This is a genomic window from Helicobacter sp. 23-1044 (genome assembly GCF_053654695.1).
On sequence record NZ_JBSIUQ010000011.1, the window covers coordinates 59,985 to 78,560 of the forward strand.

The window sequence follows — 18,576 nt, forward strand, 5'->3', positions numbered from 1 at the left end:
GCCCAAATTCCAAAAATAGACACATAGCAAGCCGCCTAAACCACCTGCTGCGGGTCGATATCGATTGTCAAAGGCAGATTTTTACAAAGCGAAACTGCGCCAATCAACTCTTTTGCACTTTTTGCGCGGAGTAATAAAAAATACCGCCAACGCCCTTCTATGCGCTCGATGGGTGCTTTGCTAAGTCCGATTATTTCGATATTTTTTTGGGCGGATTCTACTATTTTTTTGGCGTTTTGCAAAATATTTTTTGCTTTGCTTTCATCTTTGTTTTGCGCGATGAGCAGGGCGATTCTACGGAATGGCGGATATAAATTCGCCCTATTTTGCAACTCAAATTTTAAAAATTTTTCATAATCATCCATAAAGCGCGTGAAAAACTTCGCATTTTTCGTCTCTATCACCACCTCGCCATCACTCTTCCGCCCCGTGCGCCCCGCAATCTGCACCAATAGACTTACCGCCCTTTCATACGCGCGAAAATCGCTACTATTTAGCAACGCATCAATGCCAAAAATCGCCACAAGCGCGGCGTTGTGATAATCGTGCCCCTTGCTAATCATCTGCGTGCCGACTAAAATGTCGATTTTTTTATCATTAAACTCGCCCAAAATACGGCGCATTTTGCCCTCGCTCTTTATCTCATCCCTATCAAAAATTGCGATTTTTGCGTGTGGGAAGTGATTTTGCAGTTGTTTGCAAATCTCTTGCGTGCCGATTTTTAGTGCGCGAAATTCATCGCCACCGCAACTTTGGCAAATTGTCCGCTTGTCAAAAAAAGGTTTTGCAAATCCGCAGTGGTGGCAAATAAGCGCATTTCTTTTGGAGTGCAAACTCAAATTTATCGCGCAATTTTCGCACTTTATCCCGCCCCCGCAACTCACGCATTGCAACACCTTAAAATTCCCGCGAATGGGGACAAAAACGATGATTTGGCGTTTGCTTTCTAGCGTAGTTTTGATTTTATCAAGCATATTTTGCGATAGCATTTCATCATCAAAACTGATTTTCCTCTCCCCCGCAAAATACCCGCCACGAAGGCGAAAGAGCGCATTTTCGCGTGAAAAATTATAATAACTATTCAAACTCGGCGTAGCACTGCCCAAAATCAGGCGAATGCCTTGCTTTTGCGCCAAAAATATCGCCAAATCACGGGCATTGTAGCGTGGCGAAGTGCTACTTTTATACGCCTCATCGTGCTCTTCATCAACGATAATCAACCCCAAATTTTTCACAGGCAAAAATAGCGCACTGCGCGCTCCGGCGATGATTTTCGCAGAATCTAAATTCGCCAAAATCGCTTCCTTTTTTGCCTTGCTGATTTTTGAGTGCCAAATGCAGACTAAATCCCCAAATACGCCCTTTAATCGCTTCTCCATTTGCGGAGTTAGCGCGATTTCCGGCATTAGAAATATCGTGCTTTGATTTTTTGCGATGGTGGCGCAAATGGCGTTTATGTAAATCTCCGTTTTCCCGCTGCCCGTGTCGCCAAAAAGCAGAGTTTTTGGGTGGGAGAATATAAAATCTAGTGCGCCTTGCTGAGCGCACGATAATCGTGGCAAATCCGCAGAATCTAGGGGCGATTCTGCGAATTTTGCGTTAGATTCTGCGTTTTTTATTTGAGGCGCAGAATCTGCAATTTGTCCCCCCTCCCTTGCGGAGGGGGTTCGGGGGTGGGTAATTTGCGAAATAGATTCTGCGATTAGATTCTGCGAAATTGCGCCAGATTCTGCGATTTTTGTTTGATACGCAGAATCTAGCATATTTTTTTCGTCATTGCGAGAAGTCGCACTTTGGGCGACTTCGTGGCAATCCATTTTAGATTCTGCGTTCGCAGAATCTAATAAAAATCCGTGCGAAGCACCCTTAATCTCGCCCGCTTCGTGGTGCAAAAAATCGGATTCAAGGTTGCAGTAGTGCAACCGCCGATTTTTTGCTAGAAGCGGATTAAGCGAGGCTCTCCCCCCTAAAAGCGAAAAAGCGGCTGCTTTTTGGCGCGTAGGGGGGAGCGGGGTAGGGGGGTGCAGCCCTTTTTGCGGGAGAGAAAAAAGAGATTTTGAAGTGGGGTTTGGCGATGGTTTCGCAGAATCTAAATTATGGATTTGTAAGTGCGAGTCGGTGCTGTCGCACGATTGATTTTTATCATTTTTGCTGTCGCAAAAATTTGTGGATGGTTGCTTCGCTTTGCTCGCAAATTCTGCGAATTGCCACGATTCTGCATTCGCAGAATCTTGGATTTGCAAGTGTGGGTCGGTGCTTCGCACAGACGCTTCGGTCGCTTTGCTCGCTCGCAATGACGAAGTGGGGCGTTGTTGTCTGTCATTGCGAGATTCTGCGAAGCAGAATCGTGGCAATCCATTAGGGAGACTCTGTGTTTTGGGCGAATCGCTTATTTGCAATGAAACTGCATTGATTTGCTTTTGGGTTATTGATTTGTTATTTTTATTAGATTCTGCGTTTTTTATTCGATTCGCAGAATCTACCCACCCCCTTAATCCCCCGCTCGCATTTGGGAGGGGGAGAGATTGAGATTTATCCTCTCGCATTTGGGAGGGGTGATTTTGAGATATTTCGCTTCGCTCAATATGGCAAAATGAAGCGTTTTTCGCAGAATCTAAATTTGGATGACTACTTTGCTTTGCTAGTAAATTCTGTGGATTGCCACGACTTGACTGCGTCAAGTCTCGCAATGACGGCGTGGGGGGAGATTCTGCAATTTTTGCATTAGTTTCTGCGATTTTATAATTTTTCGTGCGAGTCGCAGAATCTCCCAAAAAATTCGCAAATTCTGCCGTGCGAGTCGCCAAATCTACGGAGTGACTACCCAAATGCAAATCACACGCCCCCAAAGGCGAATTTTGCGCCTCCAAAGGCAAATCGCCACATTTCCCAAGCACCATAATGCCAAACGCCACGCCATAGCTCACGCAATAATAACTCGCCACAAACCTCCCCAAAATCGCTTGATTTTCCGTCAAAAAAAACTCACTTTGCTCCGCCACTTCGCACTCAAAGTTTGGTTTTGACGCAGAATCTAGCACAACTCCAAGTGCGATTTTATTTTTTATGGAGATTTTTACAATGCTGTTTTTTGGCAAGTGTGCGGGGGATTTGTAAATCAGCGGTGGGAGTTTCAGTCGCAGGGGAGCGATTTTGTAATAGTTCATCGCTCCATTTTGCCAATCAAATCTTGCAATCTATCCTCCATCTCCGCGTATTCTTGGCACTTTTGGATATATGCTTTCAAAATATCTTTTACATCCACATCGCGCGCAGATAGCACATTTTCTATCTCGCTTTTTGCGCGTTTATTGATGCTAGCGATATTAACCTGTATTTTTTTGCCAGAAATTAGCAGGTTTATATTGAGTTTGGAATCCACTTATTTGCTTGCTTCATCGATTTTATCGATAAGATTTTCATACGAGCGGTCGCGCGAGGCAAGTTCCTCATAAAGGGCATTTATCTGCTTATCTTTCTCCGCTTTTTCGCTATTTAGCGCGCTATTTTCCAAGCGCAAACTCTCAATTTCCTTGCCTTGCTCGTTTAATCGTTGCAGAAGTTCGTCAATTCGCTGTGATAGTCGCTCTAAAATACTCATTTTCAATCCTTTATAAACAAAATGTGAAATTGTAGCAAAAAAATTATAATTTTATGTGATTTTTGCGAATTTTTGGGGCAGATTCTGCGTTTTTTATTTGAATCGCAGAATCTAACGCCAAAAATCGTAGAATCTGTGATATTTCCGTCATTGCGAGATTTTGCGAAGCAAAATCGTGGCAATCCACAGGATTGAATAAAGAAATTTCGGCTTCGCCTTGTTTTGTGAGCGTAGCGAAGCAACCATCCATATTATTATTTTTGTGGATTGCTTCGTTGCACTCGCTTCGCTTCGTGCGCCTCGCAATGACGGGTTTTTTTTGACTTTTGATTCGCAAAGCAAATTACAATCGAAGTAATGGCGGTGTGGCTTTGCGCCGTTTTTGCGCGAAATGAGCGAAATAGAACTAATGGGTTCATTGAGCGAAATTTTGTGCGAAAACGGCGCAAATTGCATACCCCAGAACAAATTGCGCTAAATTCCGCCGTTTGCTTGGTTTATCGCATTTAGGACGGCTCTTGCCTTATTTAAACACTCCGTGTGCTCATTCTCCGCCACACTATCTGCCACAATCCCCGCCCCCGAGCGCACCACAAGCTCATCGCCCTTTTTATACACAAGCCGAATAGCAATGCAACTATCCATATTTCCGCTAAAATCCAAATACCCAATCGCCCCGCCATACACACCTCGCGGACTTTTTTCTAGCTCGTTTATAATCTCACACGCGCGAATCTTAGGCGCACCGACAAGCGTCCCCGCAGGTAGCACCGCGCTAATGGCATCAAGCGCATCCAAATCCTCGCAAATCTCGCCCTTTACGCAAGAAGCGATGTGCATAATGTGCGAGTAGCGCACAATTTGCATATATTTTTCTACCGCCACAGAGCCGATTTTAGCGACTTTGCCAATGTCGTTGCGCCCCAAATCAACTAGCATATTATGCTCGGCGCATTCTTTTTCATCGCTCAAAAGTTCGCACTCTAATGCTTCATCCTCGCGCTCATTTGCCCCACGCGGACGCGAACCAGCAAGTGGATAAGTATAAAGCGTTTCATTTTGCAATTTTACAAGCGTCTCAGGCGACGCCCCCGCCATTTCGATACAATCGCTACTAAAATAAAACATATACGGCGAAGGATTTGTGCTGCGAAGGATTCGATAGACATCAAAAAGACTACCTTGCGCGTGTGCGCGGAGCGGATTGCTAAGCACCACTTGAAAAATGTCGCCTTCTTTAATATAACCCTTTGCGCGCTCTACCATAGCGCAAAATGCGTCCTTTGAAAAATCAGGCGTGAATTTACTTGTGAGATTTAGCGGGGTTTGCGGTGGAAGAGTGCCTAGTGGAGTGCGCTTTGTGAGAATGTCTTGCAAGGATTTGAGATTGATTTGCGCCTTATTATAGGCGTTTTCCAAATCATTTAGGGCGATATTTGTGATAAGGACGATTTTTTGGCGTAAATTATCAAAGGCGATTAGTGAATCAAATAGCATTAAATCAATGTCGTTAAATGGGGCAGATTCTGCGCTAGATTCTGCGTTTTTGTTACCTTTCGCAGAATCTGCAAATATTTTATCGACTTTTGCCTCGCTGTATCGCAAATATGAGTATGAAAAATATCCCACAAGTCCGCCACAAAATGGGGGCAACTCATCAATTTTTGGACTTTTATACTCACGCAAAATCTCGCGGATTAGTGCGTTTGGATTGCCCTTGTGTGCGGGAGATTCTGCGCCGTTTAGATAGACATATTCGCCCCGCGCGGTGATTTCTAATTTTGGCTTAAATCCTAAAAAGCTCCACCGCCCCCACTGCTTCCTATCCTCCACGCTTTCTAACAAAAATGTATGCGTGGAGTGCGACTTTAAAATCCGCATCGCCTCAATAGGCGTGATAAAATCGCTCAAAAACTCCATCGCCACGCTTACGCGCTTGTAATCGCGGATATTTGGAATCGCGCGAATTTCATCGATTTTTGGATACATTTTGCTTCCTTTTAGCGGTGATTTTTGCGCGAAATTATAATGATTTTTTGTTAAAATACGCCTTTTTACGGAGGGCAAATGCAAAATTTTATGCGAATATTTTGGCAGGGCAAAGTCTATTTTTTCATCGCATTTTATTGCGTTGTTTTGGTTGCATTCTCGCGCTATGCGCCGAATTTGGATGATTTGGGATATTTTGCGCTAATTTATCAAAAAAGCACCGAAATATTTACCACTTATGGCGGTGGAAATCCGCTCGATGGGCGTTTCGCGCCGTTTGCCTTGCTTGAATTATTGTTTTTAATGCAAATCTCAACTTCGCCATATTTGTTTTTTGCCTTTAATGCGCTGCTTTTTGTGATTTTTTGCGTGATTTATTTAAAGATTTTAGGCGAAGGTAAATTAAACTCACTCGCACTCGCATTTTTATCGCTTAGCACGGCATTTGTCATCGTCTTTTTTGGCATTTGCTATTTTGAAAAAGTGCAGATTGTTTGGATTGCGCTATTTATGCTTTTTGCCCTCCGCACCCTGCAAAATCCCACGCCAAAAAATCAGCTTTTTGCCATCATTACGCTAAATATCGCGCTTTATTACAAAGAGCCGACTTTCCTTGCCGCACTTGCCTTTGGGGCGATTTTGTTGCTTTATACACTACAAAATCGGGGGCAAAATCACAAAAAAGATATACAAAAATTTGCGCTTTATATTATCGCTTCTGCCCTAATTTATGCGCTTTTGTATGTCATTCTCGTGCGTATGTCGTTTAATCCGCTGTATTATTACAAGCAAAATGCGATGATTTTTAGCGATTTTGTGGCACTTGTTTTAAATGATGGCGTAATCTTTTTTGGCATTTGCGGACTTTTTGCGTGGCGAATTTTTTTAGTGGCGTTTAAAAAAGCGGAAATTGAGGCGTTTTATGATAGCTGTTTGGCGGCGTCTCTTGCGTATTTTTTGGCATTTATGGTGCTAAAAATGTCCGCGCCATACTATCTTTTGCCCTGCTATGTGTTTGGAATCCCGCCACTGCTTTATTTTGGGCGCAAATATTGGAAAAATCTTTTTGTGAAAATGTGCCTAATTTGTGGGATTTTTCTCTTTTTTTCGCAGAATCTGCCAAATGGAATTTACAAAATGGTGGATTTAAAAGCGCAGGGCGTGCAGTTTCAGCGCACTTTGGATTTTGTCGCTTCGCATTTGCGGGATAATCCGCAAGGCGCGGATATTTATTTTGATGGGATAGGGAGCGATATTAGGATTTATGGCGCGGATGCGGTGTTTTACGCATTTGGATTTCAAACGCATTTAGAGATTTTGCATAATGTGACTGCGAATTTACGCACAAATGCGCCAAGTAGCGCAAATATCTTATATCTCATCAATGAAGGCACGCCAAAGGCGGGAGATTTGGTGATTTTAAGCAATAAAAGCGCGGTGGATTCTGCGAAATTTGGGGTAGATTCTGCGAAAAATTCGGTAGATTCTGTGAAAAATTCGGCGGATTCTGCGATGATTTCGCCATTCGCAGAATCTGTGGTAGATTCTGCGCCAAAGGGCGAGTTGATTTTTAAAAGCGGATTCCCCACAATCCCACACATCACGCTAATTTCGCTGATGAAATATGTGAGTGCAAAATATTTTGGCGCAAATGCCACAAATGCGAATTTTTTTAGACTCCCACGCGAAACTTATATCTTTAAAATGCGCTAAATTGCCCTCAAAATATTCTCCACCATCGCCTTGCCCTGCGGTGTTAGAATAGATTCAGGGTGGAATTGCACGCCAAAAAGGGCGAATTTTTTATGCTCGATTGCCATAATCTCGCCGTCCGCAGTTTTTGCGATGATTTTTAGCTCGTGTGGCAGAGTAGATTCTGCGATGGCAAGGGAGTGGTAGCGCGCCACGCTGATTTTTGGCGTAAATCCTGCGAAAAGTTTTGAGTTTGTATCCACCGCAACTTGCGAGGTTTTGCCGTGCATTATGCTTTTGGCGTAGCTGACTTTTGCCCCAAATGCAAGGGCGATTGCCTGATGCCCCAAGCACACGCCAAAAATTGGGATTTTCCCTGCAAACTCTCGCACCACCTCCACGCAAATCCCCGCATTCTCCGGCTTTCCCGGACCGGGCGATAAAACGATAAGATTTGGATTTAGTGCTTCAATCTCGCCTAAATTCAGCTCATCATTTCGCGCCACGCGGATTTTTTGTTGCAAAATCTCGCCCAAAAGTTGATAGAGATTATACGCGAAGCTGTCGTAATTATCGATTAGCAAAGTCATTTTATGCCTTTTTAATTTTTGGAAATTATAGCATATCGTGTAAAATTCGCAGAATCTGCGGGATTTTTAGGGGAGATTCTGCGATTTTATTGCATTTCGCAGAATCTTTGCGTAAATTTTAGCGATTTCGCAGAATCTTTGCGTAAATTTAGCACTTCGCAGAATCTAGCGCACCACGCACTTCTCTCACAAATGCGCCGACTTTTTGCACGCAATCTTTTTCACTCTCGCATAGTTTTACAATCGCGCTACCGATGATTATCGCATCGGCAAACTCTGCTATTTCACGCGTTTTTTGCGCATTTGATATGCCAAATCCCACCGCCACAGGAATATCGGCGCGAATCTGCTTTATTTGCGCCACCATTTCGCGCACACCTCCACCCACATTCGCGCGAATCCCTGTAACCCCAAGCGAACTCACACAATAGATAAAACCCCTTGCCTCGCGCACGATTTGCGTCATTCTATCCGCAGAATCCACGCTCGTAGGCGCGATAAAAGAAATCAAATCCACGCCATTTGCCCTGCATTCGCCATCAAACTCGCCCCTTTCCTCAAAAGGCACATCGGGCAAAATCAGCGCACACATTCCCAAATCCCGCATTTGCGCGATAAATCGCTCTTTGCCATAAGAAAACACGACATTTGCATAAGTCATAAAGGACAGATTCGCGCTCACACGCTCCCGCACGCGCTTTAAAGATTTAAAGATTGTATCTGTGTTTATGCCATTTTTTAGCGCGATTTCATTTGCGTTTGCGATGACTGCACCCTCCGCTGTGGGGTCAGAGAATGGAATCCCAATTTCAATCAAATCTACGCCATTTCGCGCCATAACTTCGATGAGTTTTTCACTCGCTTCAATGCTAGGATAACCATAAGTGATAAACGCCACAAATCCCTTGCACCCCGCAAAAATCTCACTAAAATTACTCATACACTTCCTCCCCCAAGTTTTCATTTTGGTATCGTGCAATCGCCGCGCAGTCCTTATCTCCGCGCCCTGATAGCGTAACTATCACTAGCGAATCTTTTGGCAGATTTGGCGCGACTTTTCGCAGATAGGCAATCGCGTGGGCAGATTCAATCGCGGGGATTATCCCCTCCACGCGCGATAGATACTCAAACGCACTCACCGCTTCATCATCGGTAATCGCCTCGTATTGTGCGCGATTGGTGCTGTGTAAAAATGCGTGCTCTGGTCCCACGCCCGGATAATCCAACCCCGCGCTTATGCTATATACAGGCGCGATTTGTCCAAACTCATCTTGGCAAAAGAGCGATTTCATTCCGTGAAAGATTCCCGCTTTGCCCGTGCTAATGGTGGCTGCCGTTTGCTTTGTCCTAATGCCACGCCCTGCGGCTTCCACGCCTACTAACGCGACTTCTTTGTCCTCCAAAAAGTGATAAAAGCTTCCAATGGCATTGCTTCCCCCGCCCACACAGGCGATTACCATATTTGGCAGACGCGATTCTAATGCTAAAATCTGCTCTTTGCTCTCACGCGAAATCACCGCCTGAAAGTCGCGCACAATCGTGGGGAATGGGTGTGGTCCCATAACGCTCCCTAGCACATAGTGCGTATCATCGATGCGCGTAGTCCAAACTTTGAGCGTTTCATTCACAGCGTCTTTGAGTGTGGCAGTCCCGCTTTTTACAGCATTGACTTTCGCGCCTAAAAGTCGCATACGATAGACATTTAACGCCTGACGAATGCAGTCCTCCGCACCCATAAAAATCTCACACTCCAAGCCCAAAAGTGCCGCTGCCGTAGCCGTAGCCACGCCGTGCTGTCCCGCACCTGTCTCGGCGATTATGCGCGTCTTGCCCATTTTTTGCGCTAATAGGGCTTGTCCAAGCACATTGTTTATCTTGTGTGAGCCTGTGTGGTTTAAATCCTCGCGTTTTAGGTAGATTTTTGCCCCCAAATCCGCGCTTAACTTTTTGGCGTGATAGAGCGGGGAGGGGCGATTTGCGTAGCCATTAAAAAGTTCGCTTAGCTCGGCATTAAAGCCATTGTCATTTTTATAAAAATTATACGCACTCTCTAACTCTATGACGCAATTCATCAGTGTCTCAGGGATAAACTGCCCACCAAACTCGCCAAAATATGCTTTGTTCATTTAAATTCCTTTTTGTCGCAGAATCTGTGTTGATTTTACAATGCGATTTTAGCGAAAATGTGCTTTTAGATTCTGCGAATTTGTGTGTTTTTTTTGAGAAATTCGCAGAATCTATAAAATTTTGCCTTTTGCCCGCGTGAGTCGCAGAATCTACGCTATTTTTTGTGATTTTTGGATTTTCTAGCTCAAATCACTCCAAAACGCCATCCACAGGCTATAAAAACTCATCATTGCTAAAAATTACCATTTATAAACTCCGCATTTTTTGGGTGCGGATTGTAGTGTAAAATTTACAAATAGCAAGTTTGTGATAAATTTTAGATACCATTTCATTTTCACATTTTTTACACACAATTTTTAAAGGCAAAAAATGATTTCATACAAACAAAAATTCTTAAAAGATGAGTTAGAAAATCTCACAAATGACGGCTTTTTAAGCGAAGTGCAAAAAGAAAAAATTTTCGCACATTATGGATTCGCAAAATCGCCACAAAAGGCGACTTCATCGCTTCTTTTTGTGCTCTCTGCCGTGCTTTTTGCGCTATCGTTGCTTACGCTTATTGGCTATAATTGGGAGCAAATCCCCGCATTTATCCGCACGGCGTTGCTTTTAGGCGCACTTTTAGCCACGCAAATCGCGCTATATTTTGCGCAAAACAAAATTTATAGCATCTCGCTAGGCATTTTTAGCAATTTTGTGCTACTAGCAAATTTGGCACTTTTATCGCAAATCTATCATTTGGGCGATGATAGCGCAAGTGCGCTTTTGGGCGTGGCGTTTGTGAGTTTGCTAATGAGTTTCGCGCTAAAAAGCGGTGCAATTTTTTATCAAAGCTATATTTTTGCAGCTATCGCCTTTGGAATCAACGCTACTGATGATATTTTAACGCATTCTTTTGGGATTTTTATCATCTTTGGATTCGCACTGCAAATCTTTAATGGCTCAAAAATCCTAGCGTTTTTTAACTTTTTCGCGCTGTTGTTTTACCTAGATTTTGGGCTTTTTGGCTTTGATTTGCCACTAAATCTTTTTATTCTCTTTTGCGTTTCTTTTAGTCTCGTATTTTTGGCGTTTAATGTGATGGATTACAAAATTTACGCGCTTTTTGTTTTGGCGTGTGCGCTTTTGTGGGGTGTCAATGGTTTTGCAAGTGCGCAAGATTATATGGCGTTTCATTTTGTATCTTTTTGGCAGATTTCAATTATGGTGGCGTTTTTGCTCCCTACATTGCTAAATTTCGCCTTTAAACGCTATTTTTTAGGCATTTTGGGAGTGCTATTTTGGCTTGAATCATTTCGTATTTTAACCATATTTGCCACAGATTCTGCGGATTTTGCTTCGTATATATTTTTCGCGCAGGTTTTTTACTCATTTTTGTCGCTAATTTTTGGCATTTATTTGATAAAAAATGATTACAAAATTTTGGGGATTCTCACTATTTTCGCACTCATTATTATCCGCTACATTAACCTGCTTGGCGATTATATCGGGGCAAGTATTATTTTTGCGATTTTTGGAGCGGTGGTGCTTTTTGTCGCGCGAAAAAAGCAAAAGGCGGTGCAAAAATGAAAAATAAACTTTTGATTGTCGCCTTTGTCGCGCAGTTTTTGCTAATCGGCGGTGTGTTTGTGAATGCGTATTTGCCCGTGCTTTTGGGCGTGGAAGTCAAAGTCCGCGCCTTTGGATATGACCCACGCGATATTTTGGCGGGAAATTTCGTGCGATTGGATTATGGTTTGCAATTAAGCAATGATGAATCTATCGCAATGCCAAGAAAAGGTATCAAAGAAATCTATGTCTCGCTTAGCGATAGCAACAATGATGGCATTTTTGAGTTTGGCGAAAAATCACTACAAAAGCCAAAAGACGGGCTTTTCATCAAAACAAAGCAAGCTTACAAATATAGCAGTGAGCTAAAAATCGGCGCGGAAAAATATTTTGCCCCAAAAGATAGAGCATTAGAAATCGAGCGCAAATTGCGCGAAATACCACGAAGTAGCGATGAACTAAGCCAATCAAGTGGCGGTTTTATCGCAATCGCCACACTAAAAATCTACAATGGCAAAGTGCGAATAGTGGATTTAGAAATCATAAGTGGCAAAATAAAATGATTTTTGCGCTAGATTTTGCGGATTTGAGGTGAGTTTTTAAAAGATTTTGGTGGACCTTGCAGGACTTGAACCTGCGACCTATCGGTTATGAGCCGATAGCTCTAACCAACTGAGCTAAAGGTCCTAAAATAAATTTCGCGCTAGATTCTGCGAACTTCGCCGAAATTTGCAAAAATACAGAATTCCGCAAAATCGCAGAATCTAAATTCCACAAAATCCGCAAATTCCACAAAATCCGCAGAATCTAAATTCCACAAATCCGCAGAATCCACATTTTCGCAAGAATTCAAATTTCGTAAAATTCGCAAATTCCACAAAAAACGCAGAATCTCGCAATAAAAAATCTAAAAGAGTCCAAAAAAAAACGCAAAATTATATCGCTAAATCTTAAAATTATACTTAAATGCGATTAGATTCTGCAAAATCGCAAATAAAATCCCAAATGTCAAAAAACTACTCCCCCCATAGCTAAAAAACGGCAGGGGAATCCCCACCACAGGGGCGAGTTTCATCACCATTAGCATATTTACGCTAATGTGAATAAATATCAAAAATCCCACCCCCGCGCATAAAACCTGCAAAATTTTATCTTTTCGATATTGATGACTTAATGAAAATAGTTGCAAAATCAGCAGCGAGTAGCAAAAAAGCAGTGCCATCCCGCCCACAAATCCGTATCTTTCGCAAAAATACGCGAAAATAAAATCACTCTCCGGCACGGGCAAAAATCGCAGTTGATATTGCGTGGCATTCTCACTATCCTTGCCAAGCAGTCCGCCGCTGCCGATTGCGATTATGCTTTGATTGACTTGATGTGTGTTTGCACTCTGTGCGGTGGGATTTATGAGCGATTCGATTCGTTGCAGTTGATAATCTTTTAGCGTGACATAGATTATCGGCGAGGATAGGATGAGAATGCAAATGCCCGCAAGCAGGATTTTTTTATGCACTCCCACCAAAAAAAGAATGCTATATCCGCAAATGAAAATCAAAATCGAAGTGCCTAAATCCGGCTGAATTTTCACCAAAATCACAGGCAGTAAAATAAAAAATGAGTGCTTCAAAAAGTCTCTTAGTCCGTATCCGTCCTCTGGCGGGGGATTGTTGTGGATATTGTATGCGAGCATTAAGAAAAGTCCCACTTTTACCATTTCGCTTGGTTGCAAACTCATCCCGATAAATGGGATTTCTAACCACCTTTTTGCCCCGCCTTTGTCGATGCCGATGATTTCCACTGATAAAACTAGCGCGATACTCGCCCAATAAAACGCAGGGATTACCCAAAGCATCCTCCGCAAGGGCAAAAGAAAGATTATTGCGCTAATAATCAGCGTAAATGCGATATAAAGCAACTGCTTTGTGGTGGAGACGCGCTCGATTTCATAAATGAGAATGATTGACATTAGCACGATTGGCGCGCTTGTGAGTAAAATCATATAATCAAAATGCGAAAATGCCTTTTTGTTGAGATTTAACATAAAATTTGCCCTTTTTGTAAATAAAATGGCAAAATTATATAAAAATTTTTGGAGAAAAATGCGACTTGATATATTTTTAAGTAAAAATTTGGGTGTTTCTCGCTCGCAAGTGGCGCAACTGATTGCAAAAAAGCTAGTCACCATAAATGGCAAAATCGCCAAAAAAAGCGGGATTTTGGTAGAGCAGAGCGATAAAATTGAGATTTTGCAAATCGCAGAATCTAATAATAATTCGTGCGAAGCACCCAAATCTCGCCCTTTTTGCGAAAAAGAAACTAACGAATCAAACAAACAAAACAATGATAAATTCTGCGAATTTTTTGGCATCGCTCCCACCCTCGCCCCAAAAAGCGACATTTTTATCGAGCGAATTTATGAGGATGATGATGTTTTGGTGCTAAATAAACCACCGTTTTTGGCGACACACGGCGCACCAAGTTTGCGTGAGGAAAGCTTGGTAGAGTGGCTACAAGCACGGCAAATTCAGCTTTCAACTTTGAGCGGGGAGAAGCGCGAGGGCATCGTCCATCGCTTGGATAAGCAAACAAGTGGCGCGATGGTTGTGGCGAAAAATAACAGCGCGCACGCATTTTTAAGCGAGCAGTTAGCGCAAAAGTCGATGGGGAGGCTTTATTTGGCACTCATCGATTTGCCTTTGAAGGAAAGCGTGGAGGTGGAGTGCTATTTGGGGCGAAATCCCAAAAATCGCTTGAAGTTTTCAAAAGTCGCAAATTTGCCTTGTGGCGTGAAAAGTTTGGATTTTGCGCTAGATTCTGCGATTTGTGCGAAAATCGCAGAATCTAAAAATTCCCCCTCCCTTGCGGAGGGGCAAATCTATTCGTCATTGCGAGATTTGCCAAAGGCAAATCGTGGCAATCCATTAGATTCTGCGAATTTAGATTCTGCGACTCGCACGGGAATTTTTGCGAATACTTCGTCATTGCGAGGCGAATCGCAAGATTCGCCGAAGCAATTCGCAGAATTGGATAAAGAAACTTCGGCTTTGCCTTGTTTTGTGAGCGAAGCGAAGCAACCATCCAAAAAAAATTGTCATATTGAGCGAAGCGAAAAATCTCTTTTGAGATTCTTCGATTCTGCGATTTTGTCGCCTAATTTTATTTTAAAATCCCTTATTTTCTCACAAAAAGGGCTGCACCCCCCTACCCCGCTCCCCCCTACGCGCCAAAAAGCAGCCGCTTTTTCGCTTTTAGGGGGGAGTGCCTCGCTTAATCCGCTTCTAGCAAAAAATCGGCGGTTGCACTACTGCAACCTTGAATCCGATTTTTTGCACCACGAAGCGGGCGAGTTTAAGGGTGCTAACGCACAATTTTTGAATTGCCACGATTCTGCTTCGCAGAATCTCGCAATGACGGGAAAAACGCAGAATCTAACAAAAAAAATGCAAAAAATCGCAGAATCTAGCGCAATTTCGCAGAATCTAAACGCAGAATCTAACGCAAAAATCGTAGAATCTAATTCACAAAATACCCACCCCCTAGCCCCCTCCGCAAGGGAGGGGGGACAAATTGCAGATTCTGCGAATCGCACAAATATCGCAGAATCTCAATCAAACAATCGAAGTAATGGCGGTGTTGCTTCGCTTCGTTTTCACGCGAAATGCGCGAAAATAGGACATAAAAGTCATTTGCGCGAAGTTTCGTATCAAAACAACGCAAATGAATACCCAAAGGCGAATTTTCCCAAAAAATCCGCGCGTTACGCAAAATCGCATTTTTACAAACTCGCCACTTCGCTTGATGGCAAAAAGGAACTCATTTTGGCGCGACTTTTCACAGGCAGGACGCACCAAATCCGCGCACATTTGGAGTGCCTAAACCGCCACATTTTAGGCGATGAACTCTACGGATACAAGGGCAAAACCTCGCGAGTTATGCTGCATTCATATTTGCTGTATCTAACGCATCCAAAAAATGGTAAAATGCGTTTTCAAGCAAATATTTTTGATGATATGTGCGAGATTTTGGCAAAAAATTTTGATATGGAGAAGATTGATGAGATATTACGCAAGTTGCCTGTGTGCTTTGATTTGTAGCGTTTTTTTTAGTGCGTGCGGGGGGATAATCGCCACGCTTGAAGGCGAAGATTCTGCACTGCCTGTGATAAAAAACATAAAAACCATAAGCGATGTCGGCGCAATCGCCTTTGAGTGGGAGATTATAAGCGATGAGAGGGTTAGTGGAATTGTGATTTATAAAGAAAAAAATGGCGAGTTTAGCGAAATCGCACATTTGGAAAACCCGCAAATCACGCATTTCGTGGATGAAAATCTAACGCCAGAGACGCTTTATCGCTATAAATTTAAGAGCATTAGTAAGACGCATTTTTCCGCGCCTAGCGAGATTGTAGAGGTTAAGACTTCGTATATTGACGCTGTGGAGCGCGTTTTCGCTTCAAATGACTATCCACGGCAAATCAAACTCATCTTTTCGCCCCATCCAAATCCATCGATTGCCTATTATCTCATCCAGCGCGAGGTTGAGGGGAAGTTTAAGACTATTGCGCTTGTAAATCATCGCTTGTTGCCGGAGTATTTTGATAAAAATTTAGAGAGTGGGGCGAGTTATAAATACCGCATTATCGCCGTAAATCACGCGAAAAATCCATCTCGCCCAAGTCAAATAATAACCGCAAAAACAAAATCTCCCCCGCCACCACCGCAAAATCTCAATGCCACGCAGAATCTTTTGCAAAAAATCACCCTTTCGTGGGAAGCGCAAAGCGGGGCAAAATCCTATAACATATATCGTGCAAACAAGGAAAGCGGGAGATTTTTACGAATCGCCACTACGAAAAGCACCTCACACACGGACAATATCAGCGAAAATGGCGCGAGTTATTTTTATAAAATCCAAAGCGTGGATGATGATGATTTGAAAAGCACTCAAAGTCCCGCAATTGTGGGGAAAACAAAGGCACCGCCACCCGCACCGCAAATCTCGCAGGGATTTGTGGATAATAATGTCGCAAAAATCGCGTGGAATGCGGTGGATGGCGCGAAGCACTATGTGGTTTATCGTATCGATTCTAGCAGTGGCAAGCAAGAGCGATTTAAGGCGACACAGAATAATTTTGACGATAGAGACGCGAGTAGCGGGGAGTTTAGCTACTTCGTGGTGGCGGTGGATGGCGATAATTTGGAGAGTGCGCCATCAAATAAAATCATTTTGTCGATAAAGTAGGGCGCGACAATGCCGCATTTTTTCGCTACGCATTTAGATTCTGCGAGTTTGCCTGTGAAATCGGGGATTTTTAATTTTATCTTTGAAGCGCAGAATCTAAAAGATAAAAGCGTGATAATTTTGGCGGAAGTGGTGGATTCTGCCCCTCACACGCAAATCGCAGAAACTGCCCCTGCTTTGTCATTGCGAGATTTGCAACGCGAATCGAAGCAATCCATAGGATTTGCGAACGCAGTGAAGCAACCATCCAAAGTTTCCCCCTCCCTTGCGGAGGGTAACTCCAATTCTCTCCCCCTCCCTTGCGGAGGGGGATTAAGGGGGTGGGTAGATTCTGCAAACGCAGAATCTAATGAAAAAAACTCAGATTCTGCGCTTCAAAACAACTTCGCCACGCAAAAAATTTTGCTAACAAAATTGCAAAAAAATGGCAAAATTCTTGTGAAGTTTAATAAGCATTTTAGCGTCCCATCAAAAGAGTTGATAAAGTGCGCGCTGTGTGAGTATGCGAGGGTAACGAACGCAAAAATTTTAACCCACAATTTGGGGTGCAATTCGTCTTTGGGTATGCAATTCACACGAAGTTTGCCCCATTGCGTCGTTAATGAACCATCAGTTCTATTTCCTAGCAACGGAGCAAACTTCGTGCAAAGCCACACCGCAAATACTTCGATGGTTGCTCCGCTATGCTCGCAAATCCTGCGGATTGAGATTCTGCGAATCGCAGAATCTAATGAAAAAAATGACGAAAATGTCGCAGATTCTGCGTTTTTGCTCTCGTGGCGGGAGATTTGCGCACTTTTATCACAAGGCAAAGAGCAGAGCAAAGAGCGAAGCAAAAGTGCAATGCTTGAAATCGGATTTGGCAGTGGGCGAAATATCCTAAATCTCGCGCGAACAAACCCACACAGCGCGATTATCGGACTTGAAATCTACCGCCCCGCAATCGCCCAAGTGCTTCGCCAAATACAACTTTTGGGATTGCAAAATCTATTCGTCGCAAACCTCGATGCGCGCGTGCTTTGCGAGATTGTCCCGCGAAAATCGCTCGATAGAATTTTCCTGCATTTCCCCGTGCCGTGGGATAAAAATCCGCAAAGGCGCGTTTTGAGTGCGCAATTCTTGCAAAATGCGCTCGGTGCGCTAAAAAATGGCGGATTTTTTGAGTTGCTTACCGATAGCGCGGAGTATTTTGACTTTGCCAAGGATTTGGCGAAAGACTATCACTTTGAGGCGCAGGAAAATGCGGGAAATGCGGTAGTTAGCAAGTATGAGGCGAGGTGGAGAAGGCAGGGGAAGGTGATTTATAAACTTAAAATTTTTAGCGATGGCAATTCGTCTTTGGGTAATCAATTCACACGAAGTTTGCCCCATTGCGTCGTCAATGAACCACTAGTTCTATTTCCTAGCAACGGGGCAAACTTCGTGCAAAGCAACACCGCAAATACTTCGATTGAGATTCTGCGAATCGCAGAATCTAGTCCAAATTGTCATACTGAGCAAGGTGAAGTATCTCAATCTCTCCCCCTCCCTTGCGGAGGGGGACAAAGGGGGTGGGTAGATTCTGCAAACGCAGAATCTGATAAAAAAAATGGCGAAAATATTGCAGAATCTGCGTTAGATTTGTCATTGCGAGGCGAATCGCAAGATTCGCCGAAGCAATCCAAATCAATTTGTCATTTTGAGCGAAGCGAAAAATCTCTTTTTAGATTCTGCGATTCTGCGATTTTGTCGCCTAATTTCATTTCAAAGTCTCTTATTTTTTCGCAAAAGGGCTGCACCCCCCATTTC

18 protein-coding genes and 1 tRNA gene are annotated in these 18,576 nt (G+C 43.3%); 8 read left to right on the plus strand and 11 right to left on the minus strand.

Features of this window, described 5'->3' with window-relative positions:
• Window positions 1-35: 35 nt before the first annotated feature.
• The 5 genes from priA to ACWIUD_RS09385 all read right to left on the minus strand — a co-directional run bounded on the left by priA (window position 36) and on the right by ACWIUD_RS09385 (window position 5,590).
• Window positions 36-3,167, minus strand: a complete 3,132-nt coding sequence (gene priA, locus ACWIUD_RS09365; RefSeq protein ID WP_454148667.1) for a replication restart helicase PriA — start codon at window positions 3,165-3,167, stop codon at window positions 36-38.
• On the minus strand, window positions 3,164-3,382 hold the full coding sequence (locus ACWIUD_RS09370; RefSeq protein WP_454136824.1) for a hypothetical protein: 219 nt from the start codon (window positions 3,380-3,382) through the stop codon (window positions 3,164-3,166). The genes priA and ACWIUD_RS09370 overlap by 4 nt, the downstream gene beginning before the upstream one ends.
• A complete protein-coding gene (locus tag ACWIUD_RS09375; protein WP_454148668.1) occupies window positions 3,383-3,601 on the minus strand; it encodes a hypothetical protein in 219 nt (72 codons plus the stop codon). It lies immediately after the preceding gene.
• A 43-nt stretch (window positions 3,602-3,644) separates the two neighbouring features.
• The gene (locus ACWIUD_RS09380; protein ID WP_454148669.1) at window positions 3,645-3,938 is read right to left on the minus strand and encodes a hypothetical protein; all 294 of its coding nucleotides are present in this window, start codon (window positions 3,936-3,938) and stop codon (window positions 3,645-3,647) included.
• A 137-nt stretch (window positions 3,939-4,075) separates the two neighbouring features.
• Window positions 4,076-5,590, minus strand: a complete 1,515-nt coding sequence (locus ACWIUD_RS09385; protein ID WP_454148670.1) for an anthranilate synthase component I family protein — start codon at window positions 5,588-5,590, stop codon at window positions 4,076-4,078.
• A gap of 78 nt (window positions 5,591-5,668) precedes the next feature.
• On the opposite strand from ACWIUD_RS09385, the gene ACWIUD_RS09390 reads away from it, so the two are divergent.
• Complete coding sequence (locus ACWIUD_RS09390; protein WP_454148671.1) at window positions 5,669-7,303, plus strand: hypothetical protein; 1,635 nt, start codon at window positions 5,669-5,671, stop codon at window positions 7,301-7,303.
• On the opposite strand, the gene ACWIUD_RS09395 is transcribed toward ACWIUD_RS09390, so the two are convergent.
• From ACWIUD_RS09395 to trpB, 3 genes are all read right to left on the minus strand, one after another.
• On the minus strand, window positions 7,300-7,872 hold the full coding sequence (locus ACWIUD_RS09395; protein ID WP_454148672.1) for an anthranilate synthase component II: 573 nt from the start codon (window positions 7,870-7,872) through the stop codon (window positions 7,300-7,302). The genes ACWIUD_RS09390 and ACWIUD_RS09395 overlap by 4 nt on opposite strands.
• Window positions 7,873-8,020: 148 nt before the next feature.
• Window positions 8,021-8,812, minus strand: a complete 792-nt coding sequence (trpA, locus tag ACWIUD_RS09400) for a tryptophan synthase subunit alpha (RefSeq protein ID WP_454148673.1) — start codon at window positions 8,810-8,812, stop codon at window positions 8,021-8,023.
• Window positions 8,805-9,998: a tryptophan synthase subunit beta gene (gene trpB, locus ACWIUD_RS09405; protein ID WP_454148674.1), complete on the minus strand. Its 1,194-nt coding sequence runs from the start codon at window positions 9,996-9,998 to the stop codon at window positions 8,805-8,807. The genes trpA and trpB overlap by 8 nt, the downstream gene beginning before the upstream one ends.
• Here trpB and ACWIUD_RS09410 point away from each other — a divergent pair.
• The 4 genes from ACWIUD_RS09410 to ACWIUD_RS09425 all read left to right on the plus strand — a co-directional run bounded on the left by ACWIUD_RS09410 (window position 9,986) and on the right by ACWIUD_RS09425 (window position 12,110).
• Window positions 9,986-10,138: a hypothetical protein gene (locus ACWIUD_RS09410; protein WP_454148675.1), complete on the plus strand. Its 153-nt coding sequence runs from the start codon at window positions 9,986-9,988 to the stop codon at window positions 10,136-10,138. The genes trpB and ACWIUD_RS09410 overlap by 13 nt on opposite strands.
• Window positions 10,139-10,162: 24 nt before the next feature.
• Window positions 10,163-10,285 carry a hypothetical protein gene (locus ACWIUD_RS09415; protein WP_454148676.1) on the plus strand — a complete coding sequence of 41 codons (123 nt, stop codon included), beginning with the start codon at window positions 10,163-10,165 and terminating at the stop codon, window positions 10,283-10,285.
• Between the two features lie 83 nt (window positions 10,286-10,368).
• Window positions 10,369-11,568 (plus strand): DUF2157 domain-containing protein, encoded by a 1,200-nt coding sequence (locus ACWIUD_RS09420; RefSeq protein WP_454148677.1) that lies wholly within the window; start codon window positions 10,369-10,371, stop codon window positions 11,566-11,568.
• Window positions 11,565-12,110 (plus strand): GDYXXLXY domain-containing protein, encoded by a 546-nt coding sequence (locus tag ACWIUD_RS09425; RefSeq protein ID WP_454148678.1) that lies wholly within the window; start codon window positions 11,565-11,567, stop codon window positions 12,108-12,110. The genes ACWIUD_RS09420 and ACWIUD_RS09425 overlap by 4 nt, the downstream gene beginning before the upstream one ends.
• A 47-nt stretch (window positions 12,111-12,157) precedes the next feature.
• Here ACWIUD_RS09425 and ACWIUD_RS09430 read toward each other — a convergent pair.
• The 3 genes from ACWIUD_RS09430 to ACWIUD_RS09440 form a co-directional block, all read right to left on the minus strand.
• Window positions 12,158-12,234: transfer RNA gene (locus tag ACWIUD_RS09430), tRNA-Ile, on the minus strand.
• Between the two features lie 16 nt (window positions 12,235-12,250).
• Complete coding sequence (locus tag ACWIUD_RS09435) at window positions 12,251-12,400, minus strand: hypothetical protein (RefSeq protein ID WP_454148679.1); 150 nt, start codon at window positions 12,398-12,400, stop codon at window positions 12,251-12,253.
• Between the two features lie 90 nt (window positions 12,401-12,490).
• Complete coding sequence (locus ACWIUD_RS09440; protein WP_454148680.1) at window positions 12,491-13,588, minus strand: FtsW/RodA/SpoVE family cell cycle protein; 1,098 nt, start codon at window positions 13,586-13,588, stop codon at window positions 12,491-12,493.
• 58 nt (window positions 13,589-13,646) lie between these two features.
• Between ACWIUD_RS09440 and ACWIUD_RS09445 the strand changes: the two genes are divergently transcribed.
• From ACWIUD_RS09445 to trmB, 3 genes are all read left to right on the plus strand, one after another.
• Window positions 13,647-15,641, plus strand: a complete 1,995-nt coding sequence (locus ACWIUD_RS09445) for a pseudouridine synthase (RefSeq protein ID WP_454148681.1) — start codon at window positions 13,647-13,649, stop codon at window positions 15,639-15,641.
• The gene (locus tag ACWIUD_RS09450) at window positions 15,598-16,788 is read left to right on the plus strand and encodes a fibronectin type III domain-containing protein (RefSeq protein WP_454148682.1); all 1,191 of its coding nucleotides are present in this window, start codon (window positions 15,598-15,600) and stop codon (window positions 16,786-16,788) included. The genes ACWIUD_RS09445 and ACWIUD_RS09450 overlap by 44 nt, the downstream gene beginning before the upstream one ends.
• A gap of 9 nt (window positions 16,789-16,797) precedes the next feature.
• Window positions 16,798-18,576, plus strand: a 1,779-nt coding sequence (gene trmB, locus ACWIUD_RS09455; RefSeq protein ID WP_454148683.1) for a tRNA (guanosine(46)-N7)-methyltransferase TrmB, incomplete at its 3' end; no start/stop codon positions are given.